Origin of the sequence: Aquimarina sp. BL5 (assembly GCF_003443675.1) — a bacterium.
Lineage (GTDB): Bacteria > Bacteroidota > Bacteroidia > Flavobacteriales > Flavobacteriaceae > Aquimarina.
Map to the genome: position 1 here is coordinate 5,883,157 of NZ_CP031963.1, position 16,170 is coordinate 5,899,326.

The following is a 16,170-nucleotide window of genomic DNA, read 5'->3' on the forward strand; positions in this document are numbered from 1 at the left end:
CTAAAAATTTTAATTATGAAAAAGGGCTTATTTTTTAAAGCTATTACAGTTTGCATTATTCTTATTTTTTCAAATGAAATAGGATACTCACAATGTTCAGAACTCATATTTAATGATGAGTTCTCTGGTAATTCAGTAGATCTTACTAAATGGAGTTTTGATAATGGAGATGGATGTCCTACGCTCTGCGGCTGGGGTAATGCCGAGGAACAATGGTATCAACCAGAGAACACCACCGTGCAAAACGGGAATTTGATAATTACCACTAAAAATGAATCAGCAGGAGGTAAGCAATTTACTTCTTCAAAGTTAATTACATCTGGTAAATTTAATTCTAAATATGGTCGATATGAAGCTAGTATAAAATTGCCTTCTGCAGGAGGAATTTGGCCTGCATTCTGGATGTTACCAGAAAATGGAAGTTGGCCTTTTACTGGTGAAATTGATATTATGGAATCTCAACATAAAAACCCAGAAAGTATTGGAGGTACTGTTCATTATTCTAATGGAGGCTGGCAATATAATGGAAGAGAATTCAATGCAGGATTAGATCTTTCGGCAGGGTTTCATGAATATGCAGTAGAATGGGAGCCATCAGAAATACGCTGGTATGTAGATGACCAATTATATCATACCGTTACTCCAGCGAATACGGTAGATCCTTGGCCATTTAGCGAAGGAGATTGGTATCTTATTCTTAATGTAGCAGTTGGCGGTCCAGGAACCCCGTATACTGGAAATATCCAACCTACACCGGCAGATTATCCTACACAAATGGAGGTTGATTATGTTAGAGTGTATAGTGGTACTTTTAATACACAACTTATTGGTGACAATAGTGTATATGAAGGCGAAACTGGTAAGTCTTATACCATTACGCCAATAGAAGGAGCATCTTATAGTTGGACAGTACCTAACGGTGCTAGTATTATTTCTGGCCAAGGAACAAATACTATCTTAGTTGACTGGGGTATCACAGAAGGAGATGTGAAAGTTGTGGTAAATGTTCCAGAATGTGGTATCAATGAATTTAAGATGAGTGTTTCTGTTAATCTGGTTAAAACATTAGAATATGTTTTTGAGGATTTTGAAGGAAATAGAAACTTAACATATACTTCCACTACAGATGGAGCATTAAGTGAATCTGTTGCAAATCCAGGAGGGAATAGTAACAACAGTTCCTCAATTGTAGGGAGATATGTCCGAGCTACTGGTGCGCAATATGATGGTTTGTACATGACTACTACTAATATCGGTAATGCTTTGGAATACACTTCAGGAGAAAAGTCCATTTGGTTAGATGTATATAGTGATGCGCCAATAGGAACAGAGTTTATTCTACAGATAGAGGATAGTTCACTTTCGTCTGGAGATTGGCCATCAGGTCGTCATAGTAGATATAGTGCTAAAACGATTTCTCAGAATCAATGGGAAACTTTAGAATTTGAGTTGCTGGATAGACCAGATGCCAGTGTTGGAGCTTTGGATGTAGATCAATTCGTTTTATTAATTGATCCAGATAGTTATACAGGACATACGGTATATATTGATAATATGAGGAAAATGGATGCACCCTACCCTACTTTATTAGAAGAAATTATTATAGCTGATTATGACGGAATCAATCAATTAGAATTGTTTTTTGAAAATGGAGAGTATACTCCAAATGTTACCAATCCAACTCCAAATGATATCAATAATAGTGCAAAGGTAGCTAGGTACGAAAGAGGAACTTTTGAATTATATGATGTTGTTAGTTTTAATACGAATGCTATAGAAGATTCAAGTCCTTTTATAGATGGAGACAATATCTTTTTTATGGATGTTTATACATCTGCGCCGGTAGGAACTGAGATTTCTTTGAGTTTAGAAAACAGTGAGGGATCAGATAGTGATTTTCCTGCAGGAAGAAATAGTCAATATGCTAGTGTAGTAAAAGAACAGGATCAATGGCATACAATAGCATTTAGTTATACTACATCGCCAGATTCAGGGACATCTAACTTATCTATTAATGAGATTTCAATTCTTTTTGACCCTAATTCTAATACATCCGAAACATATTATTTTGATAACTTGAGATACGGGATTACTAAATATCCACCGTCTTATGAATTTTCTGAAATGATTCATAATTACAATGGAGTAAATAATCTTTCATTAAATAATACTACTACAGGTAATTATATAGAAAATGTAGGTAATCCCGGAACAAATGAAGTAAACAACTCATCCCAAGCCGCAAGCTATGTAAGGGATAATACAGAGCTATACGATGTTTTATTTTTTGACACCGATTTTATTAATGATGCTAGTGCTTATGTTTCTGAAGATAAGAGATTTGCAATGGATGTATATACAAGTGCACCAGTTGGAACAGTTATTAGCTGGCAATTAGAAGCAAGTTCATTGTCTACACCTAATAATTATCCATCCGGTCGGCATAGTGTTTATCAAGCAACAGTAAAAGAACAAAATAATTGGCATACATTAGAGTTTATTCTTACAGGAACTCCAGACTTAATAGTTAGTGATGCCCAAATAGATACCGTTGTATTTTTATTTGACCCTAACAGCGATAGCGGCGATACATTTTATATAGATAACCTAAGATCTTTAACAAAAGAAGAGGTTACGCAAACTCCAGTTTTATCTTCAATAATTGTTTCTCCCAATAATGTCGAAATTAATCAGGGGGAAACAGTACAGTTTAGTGCACAAGGTTTTGATCAGAATGGAGAGCCATTTAATACTGATTTTAGTTGGACAACTACAGGAGGTTCTATAGACGCTAATGGTTTGTTTATAGGTTCAGATATTGGAGTCTATAGTATTACTGCGTCCAGTGGATCAGTTTCTGACGTAGCATCTATAACGGTAAATGAAAATACTAATTCATTTGAAACTATTCCTGGAACAATACAAGCTGAGGATTATAAAGAAGGAGGAGAAGGAGTAGGGTATCATGATCTTACTTCCGGAAATACTGGAGGTGCTTATCGACAGGATAATGTAGATATAGAGAATACGGGAGATATTCTTGGTGGATCATACAATGTTGGTTGGATTGGAGCCAGTGAGTGGTTGGCATATAATATAAATGCTACTGCTTCTAACAATAGTTATGATATCGACTTCCGTGTAGCCTCCCCTAATGGCAATGGTAAATTTCATTTAGAGCTGAATGGAATTGCCATTACGGAAGTGATATCTGTACCTAATACAGGAGCTTGGCAGGAGTATGAAACGGTTTCAGTGACCGGAATTTCAATAAGTAGTGGAAATCACGAATTACGCATTGTTTTTGATTCGAATGGTCTGAACATCAATTTTATAGAGTTCAGAGCTTCAGAAGGTACTACCATTAATAATTGTAATGGATTGGCAGCGAATAGCCAATATAGCTATGAAGTATCATCAGATACTACAAACCCTACAATAACTTTTGTTCCAGAAATTACTGGAGTGGGAGATAATGTTTGTATTCTGTATTATAGTACTTCTGCGACCGGACCATATCCAGGGTATCTGGTTACTCCAAATGTTCCATTTCAGATTAATGCGAATTCCGGAGATCAGATTAGTTTTTATTATACGTATAGTTTGCCAACCGGGGGAGAGAATAATACAGCGAACGCAAAGAATGATTTTATAGTAGGTTCGTGTAATGAAAATAGATCACAGGGATTGAATGATTTTATTTCAGAATCAGAAGTGTTCGTATTTCCAAACCCAATATCGGATGTAGCACAAATTATATTGCCTGTAAAACATCAATATTTTAGATATAGAATAGTAGATATTTCGGGTAAGGTAATTGTTGACCAGTCAATAGATAAAAAGCAACAAAAAATAGAACTAGATCTAAGTCAAAAAGAAACTGGATTATATTTCCTAAAGCTATATGGTAACTCCTCCACACAAAGTTTTAAATTATTAAAGAAATAGAAATTATTTTAAGACAGGATAAAAAACATAAAACGGCTACACTATTAAAGTGTAGCCGTTTTGTTTTTATATAATTTTTTAAAACAAAAAAGTCTTACTTAAAAAAGTAAGACTTTTTGTGAGCCCGATAGGATTCGAACCTATGACCGCCTCCTTAGAAGGGAGGTGCTCTATCCAGCTGAGCTACGAGCCCGTAACTCTATTATTGTCGGGGTGGCAGGATTCGAACCTGCGACCTCCGCGTCCCAAACGCGGCGCGATAACCGGGCTACGCTACACCCCGAAGTGTAACTATTCAAAAATTTCGACACTTCTTAAAAATCAAGAATTATTGAAATAATTGCGGAGAGACAGGGATTCGAACCCTGGCAACACTTACGCGTTGACAGATTAGCAATCTGCTCCATTACCACTCTGGCACCTCTCCTAAATTCAAAAAAATGTTATGAACTCCACATTAATATCTCAAATGCGGATGCAAATGTAGCTTTTATGAGACTACAATGCAACATTTTTTTATCATTATTTTCGTTTTATATAGGTTGTGTTTTTAAAAAGTTGAAAATCAGTTTTTTCATTCTAAAAAAAATCTGCAAAAAATTTAAGAGAGGCATAAAGCTTCTTAAAAATACACGTTTCAATCAAGAATCATATATTTGTGTTACTTGACCTAATTATAAACGTTATGTACTCAGATAAAAAATCATTTACAATGAAAAATAAGCACCTTCTTCTATTTATAGTTTTTATAAGTATATGCTCATATGCTCAGAAACCAGTTCTTTCTGAAGAATTTAATTTCAAAATTGGAGAAAAGTATAAAAGAATTAAAAGCTCTAACTCATATTATGTTGCTTCTGGAGATAGAATGGTTGCTATTAAAAAAGGTAGAAATGATATGACCATTCAACGTTTTTCTTTAGAAGACCTTAAAGAAGATGTGAAAAAGAGGCAGGTGATCGAAGATAAAGGAGATTTCCAGACAGTAATGAATCTCAATGGAAAAGCAGTGGTGTTTTATACAGTAAAGGATAAAGCATATGCTCAAAAAGTTTCACTTACGGGTATTATAGCAGAGAAACCAGTTTTGGTGGGTAGTGATAAGGATAATATCAACAATGATGTAGGTTTTAAAAGTACATATGGTTTTGATGCAGGTGGGCGAATAAACAAGTTTGTTTTCAAAAAATCATTTGATGGAACGAAGTTATTAGTATTGTTTAGGGTAAAAACAGCTAATGATAAAGCAGATAAAATCGGAATCAAGGTATATGATTCAAGTTTAAAATTACTTTGGAGTCGAAAAGTAAAATTACCATATTCAAGTAAGTCATTAGAAAATGAAGATTTTGCCATTGATAACGAGGGAAGTTTTTATATGACTGCTTCAGTATTTAATTCACAAGCAGAGGAAAAGAATAAGTTAGATTATACGTATAGAACAGAAGTTTTTAAAATAAAAGAAAGCCCTAAGGAGATTGTTCAAAGTAAAATAGAATTACCGGGTAAATCGATTATGGATGCTGTCATAGGTTTAGATAAGCAGGGAAAAGTAAGAGTTTCTGGGTTTTACGTAAATAATGATAATAAACTGGAAGCTACGGGTCTATTTTCTGCTAGTCTAGATGAAACTGGTCTTATTAGTTCTGTTTTAAAAAATGATATTCCTGAAGAAATAGCTCAGCAGTATGCACTAAAAAGAGAAGAACGCATTAATGAAGGTACTCAGGATGAAAAGGATAAAAAAGATTTTGAAAGTTTAAAAGTTAATGATGTGGTGTATAATGAAGATGGAAGTACAGTAATCCTTGGAGAACAGCGATATGTAGAATCTTTTACCACATCAAGTTCTTCAGGTTCAAGAACGACTTACAAATATTTTTATAGAGATGTAATTGCTTCTAAACTTTCTCCGGAGGGAGCTGTAAAATGGTTTCATAGGTTGCCTAAATATCAAACAGGAGCCAGAGGAAAAAGGAGTATGTCATATATTAATTTTAAAAATGCAGGTAAACATTATCTATTTCATATAGATGACTTCACGAATTTAAAAAGATCTTTTGATGAATATCCTACAAGATATTTTGATGGTAAAAAAGAGTTCTTATACCTAACTTCCTATACAATAGATGATACTAGTGGAGAAGTAACCAAAGATCCTATTCTTACGGGAAGTGATATTAGAAATTCTCGTTTAGACAATCTAGAAGTTTATAAAGTAGCTACACTGTCTAATCAGGATATGATTTTTGAGGCATATGATGGTAAGAAGAATAATCTGTTACTTAGAGTTTCTCTAGTTAAATAATAATTTTCCTCACTGTTTTAATTAAAGTAATAAATCCTGCCCTAAAAGGGTGGGGTAATTCTATCGTAATATCTTCACTTTTGCAATTGTAATTTTTCTAAAAACGTTTAAGTTTATTAATTGAGACACAGAAAATATGAAGAATTCTATTTTGTTACTACTAATTGGCGCATTATGATGTTACATATCCAATATTAGGTCTTGAAAAAAATGAAATTAGTTTTCGTGACGTAACTAGTTGATTAAGAGGTTTGTGATAAATTTTTTTTTGAGAAAATGATTAATCATAGAGAGGCAAAAAACACAAGTTTTTTCTTAGTTGATATATGTCTTTGATTATAAATATATAGATTGTTATATTTGCACGAAATTTACGCTAAAAGAAAAGTTAATTTTGTTATTATTGGGTTTTTTGTCGATTATTTTTTGGGTTTTGTAGTAAAGAGTGTTTTGTTTTTGTAACGATTGAAAAATAATCCTTAGAGAATTTTGACAGTTAATTGTTTTGATGCGCTGCCTCAAAAATCTAATGTAGAAGTTATGTTATACATTCAGGATTTTGAGATAGGAGATATCGGAATCAGAGCTTCACTGACAAGTGAAATTTCTAAAAAAAATAAAAATGATATAGTAACATTTGTCTTCTGTTTGACACTAACAGATAATACGTATGTTTTAAATGGAAAATTTACTTATAAAGAAAGGCTGTTTTGAAAGACATCCTCTTTTTTTTGAATAAAAATTAGCAGTGATAAAATTCAATAAAAAAATATACGAACCAATTAGATTTATTAATCAACGATTAAATTTTTTAAAATTACATTATGAAAAAACTATTATTATTATTATTAATTACCTGCACAACGCTATCTGCCCAATTAAAAGTAGGTAATATTGATCTTGATTTTGGCGAAACAATAACTTCTGAAGATGGCGATGTTATTCAGATTGCTGGAGAAAAAGAAGGTGTTGTGTATGCATTAGCAAGGAAAAAAAAGAGCTATTTCTTACAAACTTTTGATGCTTCCACAAAAGCATTTCAAAATAGTACATTACTTGAGTTTGATAAAATAGATGGTAATAAATTACAGGTAGAAGATTTGGCTATTGTAGGGAAGAAAATATTTTTAATGCTTTCGTATTATGATAAAAAAGCTAAAACCAATAATTTTTTAGCAAAAGAAGTTTCAGGAAATGAAATCGTAAATACAACCACAGTGTTATCTGTTCCTGTTGAAGGGAAAAAGAAGAAGGGGTCTTTTGTGTTTACTTCATCCTATGATGATTTTAATTATTTAATAGCACACGTTGGTATTAATTCTAAAAAAGAACAATTGAAATACACGGTAACGCTTTTGGATGATGCGTTAACCTCTGTTCTAAGTGATAGCTATGAAGTTGTATTTGAAGAAAAGAACAGACAATATTTTGATTTTTCTGATGTTCAGGTTAATGAACATGGAGATGTGTTAATTGCGACTACAGAAAGTTATAGAGATAAGAAAAAGAAAACAAGTATCAATAATATTACGATACATGCATATTTAGCAAAAAACAGTTACGAAAAACAAGTAACTAATGTTATTCTGGAAGGTAAACGAGCATTAAGTTGCGGCTTAATAGAGACAAAGGATAATACACTTCATGCAATAGGTTTTTATTCTGATTTAAAGAAAAGCGGTAAAGCAGAATCTACTGTAGAAGGTATGTATGATGTGATTTTTGACTATAGTACAGGAGAAGTGGTTAAAAAAACCTTTAATGACTTTACTGTCGCAGTTAAAGAACAGTTAATTGGAGAAAGACGCGCTAAGAAAGGGAAGGACTTAAAACCTTACTATCGAAATATTGCTTTTGTAGAAAGGGATAATGGAGGTGTAATTGTTCTTTCAGAATATAAATTAATAGTAGAAGGTAGAGCTAGCGGTATAGGACCGATGAGAATAACACCTTATACATATATTGCAAATGAAATAATAGTAACAGCTTTGAACAAAGATGGTACGTTAGATTGGAGCAATGTAATTCCTAAAGAACAACAAGTTGTGGTTTCTGAATTAGGTTTTTCTATTGGTTTTTGGGGCGCTTCTGGAGGAGTTTCAGTTTCTGCGGGACTATATTTTCCATTAACGATATTGGGTAATGGACCAGAGTACTTGAGTGCGATACCAATTTATCATAATGGACAATTAACAGTAGTGGTTAACGATGATCCTAAAAATATTGGTGTAACTAAAATCGATGACGTAAAAAAGGCAAAAAATTATACTAAAATGATACCTGTAGTTTTTTCTTTTAATGAAGAAACTGGAGAGATATCTAGAACAGATCCAGACGAATTTGAAAAGAAACAAATAGTAGTAAAGCCTGCTACAAAGTTTAGAGAGAGTACGAATACATATTGGATTTATGGAGGTAGTAGAGAAGGAAGTTCTTTAGGGAAATTAATTTTAAACTAGTTTTCTAGAATATTTTGTAAAAGGTTAAATAAAAAAGCTTAGGTCATTTTCCTAAGCTTTTTTAGTATATGTATTTATAAGAAATTATACTAAGACATACTCTCTTCCATTTCCACTAATTTGGCAACACTTCGTAAAATATGTTTGTGCTTTTTAACAAATGGATTTGTTTTGTCCCATACATATCCGGCTAGTACCGCACATATTTGTTCTTTAAAAACAGGGTTCTCGTTTTTATGAAAAATAATCTTTTGTAAATTTCCAGTATACCATTCTTTTACATAGGTAGAAAAAACTTCTACACCATCTTTTATGTAATCAACAAAATCAACTTGCCAATCAACCTCTTGGCTGTTTAATTGTTTTACAGCTAATTTGGCAGCCAATAAGCCTGTTTCTGTAGCAAATGATACTCCAGATGAGAATACTGGATCCAAAAACTCAGCACTGTTTCCTGTAAGAACAAAACCATCTCCAAACAATTTAGTAACATTTTTAGAAATATTTTCTACTTTATAAGGATCGAATAAATAAGGAAGATCTTTAAATTGCTTATAATAATAAGGGGAAGTTTTCATCATCTCTTCGAGCACTTCTGTTGTATTTCCTTTAAATTTGTTAATCCATTCCATCGGTCCAACAAAGCCAATGCTCGTATTCCCATTAGAAAAAGGAATGTACCAAAACCAAACTTCGGTCTCAATAATTTCAAAAGTTATTAAAGTTCCTTCAGTTCCTTCGGGACGATTAATGTCTTTTACCTGTGTGAAAATTGATCCGTGTTCAGCAATTTTTGGAGCAGCTTCTAAGCCTAGTTGACGCGCAATTACACGTCCAAAACCACTAGAGTCTATAATAAATTTGGCTTCGATTTCACTTTCTGAACCATCTTTGTGTTTGACAGTAGTTAAAGAATCAGTTCCGTTAAATTCTACATTTGTAACTTCGGTTTCAAAATCAACGCTAACACCTTGCTTAATAGCTTCGTCTATTAAAGTTTTGTCAAAATGGTCTCTCGGTACTTGCCAGGTCCAGTTCCAACCCTCTCCATATTTTTTACTGAAGTCAAAACACCCATGTACTCCGTCTTTGATGAATCGGGCACCGTGTTTTTTTTCATACCCTTGTTTCATAAGGCAGTCAAGAAGACCGGCTTCTTTGAAATTATCCATGCATCTGGGTATCAAACTTTCTCCAACCTGAAAGCGGGGGAATTTGGTTTTTTCAACTACCTTAACATTTACCCCCTGCTTGTTAAGATAAGCAGCACTCACACTGCCTGACGGACCAGCGCCAATAACCAGTACATCTACATTTTCTTTTTTCATAATTTTCAAAGGTATATTAAATACGTTACATTTGCCCTCTGTAAAAATAAAGAGTAAACTTGAATTTTTTTACAAAAATTGGAAAAAACTTACTAATTCGCGAATGCTAAAACTAAAAGAAAGGTTAGAAATAAAGGATTTTCTCAGCGTAATTTTTAACGATGAGAAGCTTGCCGTAGATGAATCAATAGTTAAAAGAGTTGATGATAGTTTTAAATTTTTAGAAAAGTTTTCTCAAAATAAAGTCATCTATGGAGTAAATACGGGATTCGGGCCAATGGCTCAATATAAGATTGATGACAAGGATAGAATAGAACTACAGTTTAACTTGATCAGAAGTCATTCTTCCGGAACAGGAAAAGCTATGGAACCTGATTTTGTTAAGGCACTAATGTTAGCTAGACTTAATACATTATCATTAGGTAAATCAGGAGTTAATATATCTGTAATTAATGGTTTAAAAGATCTTATCAATAACGATGTTACACCATTGATTTTTGAACACGGAGGAGTAGGAGCAAGTGGAGATTTAGTGCAATTGGCGCATTTGGCTCTTGTACTGATTGGAGAAGGTGAGGTTTTCTATAAAGGAGAAAGAAGGAATACTGCCGATGTTTTTAAAGAACTAGGGCTTAAACCAATCGAGGTTAAAATTAGAGAAGGATTAGCATTAATGAATGGAACATCCGCAATGACTGGAATAGGTATTGTTAATGTTATTAATGCTCAGAAATTATTAGATTGGTCGATTAGCTGTTCCTCAGCAATAAATGAAATAGTAGAGGCTTATGATGATCATCTTTCAGAAGAATTGAATCATAGCAAGCTCCATTTAGGGCAGCAGGATGTTGCTCGTAAAATGAGAGAGCATTTATCAGATAGTAAACTTACCAGAGACCGCACAGAGCATTTGTATTCTGGTCAAAATGGAGATACTTATTTTAAAGAAAAGGTTCAGGAGTATTACTCACTTCGTTGTGTGCCTCAAATTTTAGGCCCGGTTTGTGACACCATAAAACACGTTGGTAGAATATTAATAGAAGAATTGAATTCTGCAAACGATAATCCTATCATTGATGTAGAAACCGAACATGTGTATCATGGTGGTAACTTTCACGGAGATTATGTTTCTTTAGAAATGGATAAGCTTAAGTTGGTAGTAACCAAATTATCAATGCTTGCAGAACGCCAATTAAACTATCTACTGAATTCTAAACTTAATGATATATTACCTCCTTTTGCTAATTTAGGGAAGCTTGGATTTAATTTCGGAATGCAAGGAATTCAATTCACTGCAGTTTCTACAACAGCTGAAAATCAAATGCTTTCTAATCCAATGTATGTGCATAGCATCCCAAATAATAACGACAATCAAGATATTGTTAGTATGGGTACAAACGCTGCGAATATTACTAAAACGGTTATAGAAAATACATTCGAGGTTTTAGCAATAGAGTTAATGACTATTGTACAAGCATTAGAATATCTTGATTTTGGCGATAAGTTATCAAGCAGAACTCAGAAGCTGGTTGAAGATATCAAAAAAATAGTTCCCCCTTTTACTAAAGACTATATTACATATCCTTTTGTCCAAAAAGTTAAAGACTTTTTGAAAGAAAATGATGCATACTAAATATTTTAAATTAAGATTTAGTTGAAAGCTATATGAAATTATAGATGTTTACTTATGTTTAATTTTAAGCACTAAAAATAAACCTTAAATATAAATATGATGAAAAAAGCACTTTTAATTACACTAGCATTAGTATTTGGTTTACAAATAGTATTTTCTCAAGAACTTGCAAAGGCGCGAGAAGATGGGAAATTTGGGTACATTAATAAAAAAGCGGAGTTTGTAATTCAGCCAAAGTATAAAAAAGCAAATAGTTTTGCAGACGGCGTAGCATTAGTTTTGGATGGTGAAAAATGGGGATATATCAATCCCAATGGAGAATGGCTTCTAGAACCACAGTTTAGAAAAGCTGAAGATTTTAACAGTGGAGTAGCCATGGTTCTTAAAGGCGAAGAATGGATTTATATAGACAAACAAGGCAAGGAGTTATCTTATTCGAATGCTGAAAAACTATATCCTTTTAAAGATGGTGTGGCTTTTGTTAGAGAAGGTAAAATGGTTGGTTTAATGAATCCAAAAGGAGAAATTATTGTAAAACCTACTTATAAAATTATTAAAGGTTTTAGAGGTGGATATGCTAGATTTGCTAATCAATCAGGACTATGGGGAATTATTGATAATAAAGGAAACATTGTAATTAAACCGGAGTACACATTTGTTGGAAACTATGTTAATGGTGTTGTAAGAGCCAAAAAAGGAGAAGAAGTATTTGGTATTGCTTCCGCTAATTCTTTCAATAAAGTTGATGGGGCTACTAAGATTTGGGACTTTAAAGATGGTGGGAAGTATACGATTGCACGTAAAAACGATAAAATAGGATTTGTAGATAAAGAAGGTAAATGGGTTATAGAACCTCAGTTTATAGAGGCAAAAGCATTTAAAAATGGATATGCCTGTGTTTATGATGGTAACAAATGGGGCTTTATTGATACTAATGGTAAAGTGGTTGTTGATTATAAGTATGATGATGTTGATTATTTTGCTGCTAATGGGTTGGCTCCAGTTAAAATGGAAGATTGGGGGTTTGTAAATACAAAAGGAGAATTGGTGATAGAGACCAAGTATGGAATTACTGCTTTTTTAGGTAAAAGAGCTGTGAAAGGATTTATAAATGATTTAGCACGAGTGAAATATAAAAAGAAATGGGGCTTTTTAAAGCCTGATGGAAAGTTGTTAGGTGATAAATGGTTCAAAAATTTAGAACCTTTTATTAAAATTAAATAGAGATTTTGATATACCGACAACATTAGACGATTGTTAAAGTTGTTAGGAATTTTTTAATATTGTTAATTAAATCTTAATTTGGAATAATTGTTGTTTTTATTGAATTCAATAGTTATTAGATCTAAAACCAAAATTGTAAATGAAATACGCCCTTGTTACAGGAGGATCTAGAGGAATAGGAAGAGCAATAGCTGTGAAATTGTCAAAGGAACTAGAGTATCCTATTTTGATTAATTATCAATCTAATGATGCAGCCGCTAATGAAACCAAAAAGTTAATAGAAGATGAAGGTGGTCAGTGTACATTGCTGAAGTTTAATGTCGCTGACTCAGAAAATACGCATCAGGTGCTAGATAGTTGGATAGCAGATAATCCAGATGCAATTATAGAAGTGATTGTTAACAATGCAGGGATAACCAGAGATGGTTTATTTATGTGGATGAAACCAGAAGATTGGCACGATGTTTTAAATATTAGTTTAAACGGTTTTTATAACGTGACAAATCATCTTATTCAGAAAATGTTAACAAACCGCTATGGTCGTATCGTAAATGTTGTTTCCGTTTCTGGAGTAAAAGGAACTGCAGGTCAAGTTAATTATTCTGCGGCTAAAGGAGCGCTGGTAGCAGCCACAAAAGCATTGGCACATGAGGTTGCGAAACGTAAAATTACAGTAAATGCTGTGGCACCAGGTTTTATAAAAACAGATATGACGGCAGAGATGGATGAGAAAGAATTAAAACGTATGATTCCTGTAAATCGTTTCGGGGAAGCAGAAGAAGTAGCTGATTTAGTCGCTTTTTTAGCGTCTAAGAAAGCATCATATATAACAGGGGAAGTCGTTAATATTAATGGAGGAATTTATTCATAACTAATTATGCGAAGAGTAGTTATCACTGGAATGGGAATTTATTCTTGTATTGGTACGAATATTGAAGAAGTTAAGGAGTCCTTGTATCAAGGAAAATCTGGTATCGTTTTCGAGCAATCTCGTAAAGAGTTTGGGTATCGATCTGCGTTGACAGGCACTGTGCCAAAACCAAATTTGAAAAAAGAATTAAGCAGAAGGCAACGTGTTAGCTTTGGTGCCGAATCTGAATATGCATACATAGCGACAAAGCAAGCGTTTGATCAAGCTGGTGTTGATGAGAAGTTTTTAGAAAATGAAGAAATCGGCATTCTGTTTGGTAATGATAGTACAGCAGAGTCAGTGATGGAAGCAATTGATAAAATTAGAGTTAAGAAAGATACTACTTTGGTAGGGTCAGGTGGGGTTTTTAAATCCATGAACTCTACGGTAACTATGAATCTGTCTACAGTGTTTAAATTAAAAGGAGTTAATTTTACAATTAGCGCTGCTTGTGCAAGTGGATCTCATTCTATTGGAATGGGGTATCTACTGATAAAACAGGGGTTACAAGATTATGTGTTATGTGGTGGAGCTCAGGAAATTAATGATTATGCATTTGGTAGTTTTGACGGACTAGGAGTTTTTTCTATAAATGAAGATAATCCTGCAGAAGCGTCAAGACCTTTTGATAGTAAAAGAGACGGATTAGTGCCAAGTGGTGGTGGTGCGGCTTTATTTATGGAGTCCTATGAAAGTGCTGTGAAAAGAGGAGCAACTATCCTAGGAGAAGTTGCAGGATATGGTTTTTCTTCTAATGGAGATCATATTTCAACACCTAATCAAGAAGGACCAGCTAGAGCTATGAAACGAGCAGTAGAACAGGCTGATATAAAGCCAGAAGATGTAGATTATGTAAATGCGCATGCGACTTCAACTCCCATAGGAGATGCGAATGAGGCTAAAGCAATAAATGAAGTTTTTGGTGTATCAAAACCATATGTTAGTTCTACAAAATCAATGACCGGGCATGAATGCTGGATGGCAGGAGCTAGCGAAATAGTGTATTCATTAATAATGTTAAATAATTCGTTTATAGCACCTAATATTAATTTAGAATCTCCGGATGAAGATTCGACAAAGTTAAATTTGGTAAAAGAAACGGTAGATAAAAAAATTGATGTACTTTTGTCGAATTCATTTGGATTTGGGGGCACAAATTCTGCAATCGTCATAAAAAAGGTTTAGAATAGAAAAAAAATTACTAGAAAGATGATGGAAACAAGTGTAATTGTCGAAAAAGTTGATTACTTTTTGATAGAGGAATTCGAGGTTGAAGCGGATGATATTGCTCCTGACGCCAACCTTAAAGAAACATTAGATTTAGATAGTTTGGATTATGTGGACCTTGTAGTAGCTATTGAAGCTACTTTTGGAGTGAAGTTGGTAGGTGATGATTTTGTTGGTGTCGAAAGCTTCAAAGATTTTTATGATTTGATAGAACGTAAAGTCAATATTTAAGATACACAATGGCCCAATGGGAAGGTAAGGCTAAAGGAACACCTTTAGGATATAAAATATTCATATTTTTTATAAAGAATTTAGGTCTTAATGCTGCTTATTCTGTTTTGGTATTCGTAGCTGCTTACTATTTTGTGTTCTCTTATGGCACAACTAAAACAAGTTATTATTTCTATAATAAGAGGCTAAAACAGTCTGCTTTTAAATCCGTATTAAGCGTTTATAAAAACTATTTTGTTTTTGGACAGACACTCATAGATAGGACAGCTATTTCTTTTGGTTTAAAGAGAAAGTTTGAATTTACTTATGATGGTAAAGAAAAGATACAAAGACTTCTGGAAAAAAGAGAAGGAGGGGTTGTGTTTAGTGCACACGTGGGTAGCTTTAATATTGCTCGTTATTTTTTTGATGAATTCGATATGACTGATACCGGAGTTAATCTAATAGTTACGGATCAAGAAAATGAACAAATTAAGCAATATGTCGGAGCTGTATCTACAGATACCACAATGAAATTTATTGTAATAAAGGAAGATATGTCTCATATCTTTGAGATGAACGATGCTTTGGTTAATGGAGAAGTAATTATTTTTGCTGCTGATCGATATGTTGAAGGAATCCAATATCTTGAACATGAGTTTTTTGAAAAACCAGTAAAATTTCCTTCAGGACCTTATAAATTAGCAGCAAGAAAGAAAAAACCTATTCTTTTTATGTATATTATGAAAGGATCGGGCAGACAATATAATTTATATGCGCGCGAGCCTGAATTTTCAGAAACATCAATCAAACCTAGCCATGTATTAAGAGAGTATGTCAGAAATACTGAGATTATGGTTAAAAAGTATCCCTTGCAATGGTTTAACTACTATGATTATTGGGATGATCTTAAACCCTAACAT

General features: G+C 33.4%; 11 protein-coding genes and 3 tRNA genes. 10 read left to right on the forward strand and 4 right to left on the reverse strand.

The features are described 5' to 3' along the window. The first annotated feature begins 15 nt into the window (after positions 1–15). A complete protein-coding gene (locus D1818_RS24695; RefSeq protein ID WP_118463119.1) occupies positions 16–3,948 on the forward strand; it encodes a family 16 glycosylhydrolase in 3,933 nt (1,310 codons plus the stop codon). Positions 3,949–4,067: 119 nt separating this feature from the next. On the opposite strand, the gene D1818_RS24700 is transcribed toward D1818_RS24695, so the two are convergent. The 3 genes from D1818_RS24700 to D1818_RS24710 form a co-directional block, all read right to left on the reverse strand. Continuing rightward, positions 4,068–4,141: transfer RNA gene (locus D1818_RS24700), tRNA-Arg, on the reverse strand. 15 nt (positions 4,142–4,156) lie between these two features. Then, positions 4,157–4,231: transfer RNA gene (locus D1818_RS24705), tRNA-Pro, on the reverse strand. 60 nt (positions 4,232–4,291) lie between these two features. Beyond that, positions 4,292–4,375 (reverse strand) — tRNA-Ser (locus tag D1818_RS24710). Positions 4,376–4,660: 285 nt separating this feature from the next. Between D1818_RS24710 and D1818_RS24715 the strand changes: the two genes are divergently transcribed. The 3 genes from D1818_RS24715 (at position 4,661) to D1818_RS24725 (ending at position 8,715) form a co-directional block, all read left to right on the forward strand. Further along, positions 4,661–6,256: a hypothetical protein gene (locus D1818_RS24715; protein ID WP_118463123.1), complete on the forward strand. Its 1,596-nt coding sequence runs from the start codon at positions 4,661–4,663 to the stop codon at positions 6,254–6,256. A gap of 489 nt (positions 6,257–6,745) precedes the next feature. Continuing rightward, positions 6,746–6,970 (forward strand): hypothetical protein, encoded by a 225-nt coding sequence (locus D1818_RS24720; protein WP_118463126.1) that lies wholly within the window; start codon positions 6,746–6,748, stop codon positions 6,968–6,970. 110 nt (positions 6,971–7,080) lie between these two features. Beyond that, positions 7,081–8,715 (forward strand): hypothetical protein, encoded by a 1,635-nt coding sequence (locus D1818_RS24725; protein ID WP_118463129.1) that lies wholly within the window; start codon positions 7,081–7,083, stop codon positions 8,713–8,715. A gap of 89 nt (positions 8,716–8,804) precedes the next feature. Here D1818_RS24725 and D1818_RS24730 read toward each other — a convergent pair whose 3' ends face one another. Then, entirely contained in the window at positions 8,805–10,043 is a 1,239-nt protein-coding gene (locus D1818_RS24730; RefSeq protein WP_118463132.1) for an NAD(P)/FAD-dependent oxidoreductase, read from the reverse strand. Positions 10,044–10,146: 103 nt separating this feature from the next. Between D1818_RS24730 and hutH the strand changes: the two genes are divergently transcribed. The 6 genes from hutH to D1818_RS24760 all read left to right on the forward strand — a co-directional run bounded on the left by hutH (position 10,147) and on the right by D1818_RS24760 (position 16,167). Next, positions 10,147–11,676: a histidine ammonia-lyase gene (gene hutH / locus D1818_RS24735; protein WP_118463135.1), complete on the forward strand. Its 1,530-nt coding sequence runs from the start codon at positions 10,147–10,149 to the stop codon at positions 11,674–11,676. Positions 11,677–11,775: 99 nt separating this feature from the next. Further along, positions 11,776–12,900, forward strand: coding sequence for a WG repeat-containing protein (locus D1818_RS24740; RefSeq protein WP_158596954.1), 1,125 nt, complete (start codon positions 11,776–11,778; stop codon positions 12,898–12,900). A gap of 139 nt (positions 12,901–13,039) precedes the next feature. Next, the gene (gene fabG, locus D1818_RS24745) at positions 13,040–13,771 is read left to right on the forward strand and encodes a 3-oxoacyl-ACP reductase FabG (RefSeq protein WP_118463142.1); all 732 of its coding nucleotides are present in this window, start codon (positions 13,040–13,042) and stop codon (positions 13,769–13,771) included. A 3-nt stretch (positions 13,772–13,774) separates the two neighbouring features. Next, positions 13,775–14,995 carry a beta-ketoacyl synthase gene (locus D1818_RS24750; protein WP_162897312.1) on the forward strand — a complete coding sequence of 407 codons (1,221 nt, stop codon included), beginning with the start codon at positions 13,775–13,777 and terminating at the stop codon, positions 14,993–14,995. Between the two features lie 27 nt (positions 14,996–15,022). Further along, complete coding sequence (locus D1818_RS24755) at positions 15,023–15,268, forward strand: phosphopantetheine-binding protein (RefSeq protein ID WP_118464112.1); 246 nt, start codon at positions 15,023–15,025, stop codon at positions 15,266–15,268. A gap of 8 nt (positions 15,269–15,276) precedes the next feature. Then, the gene (locus D1818_RS24760; protein ID WP_118463148.1) at positions 15,277–16,167 is read left to right on the forward strand and encodes a lipid A biosynthesis acyltransferase; all 891 of its coding nucleotides are present in this window, start codon (positions 15,277–15,279) and stop codon (positions 16,165–16,167) included. The last annotated feature ends 3 nt before the right edge of the window (positions 16,168–16,170 follow it).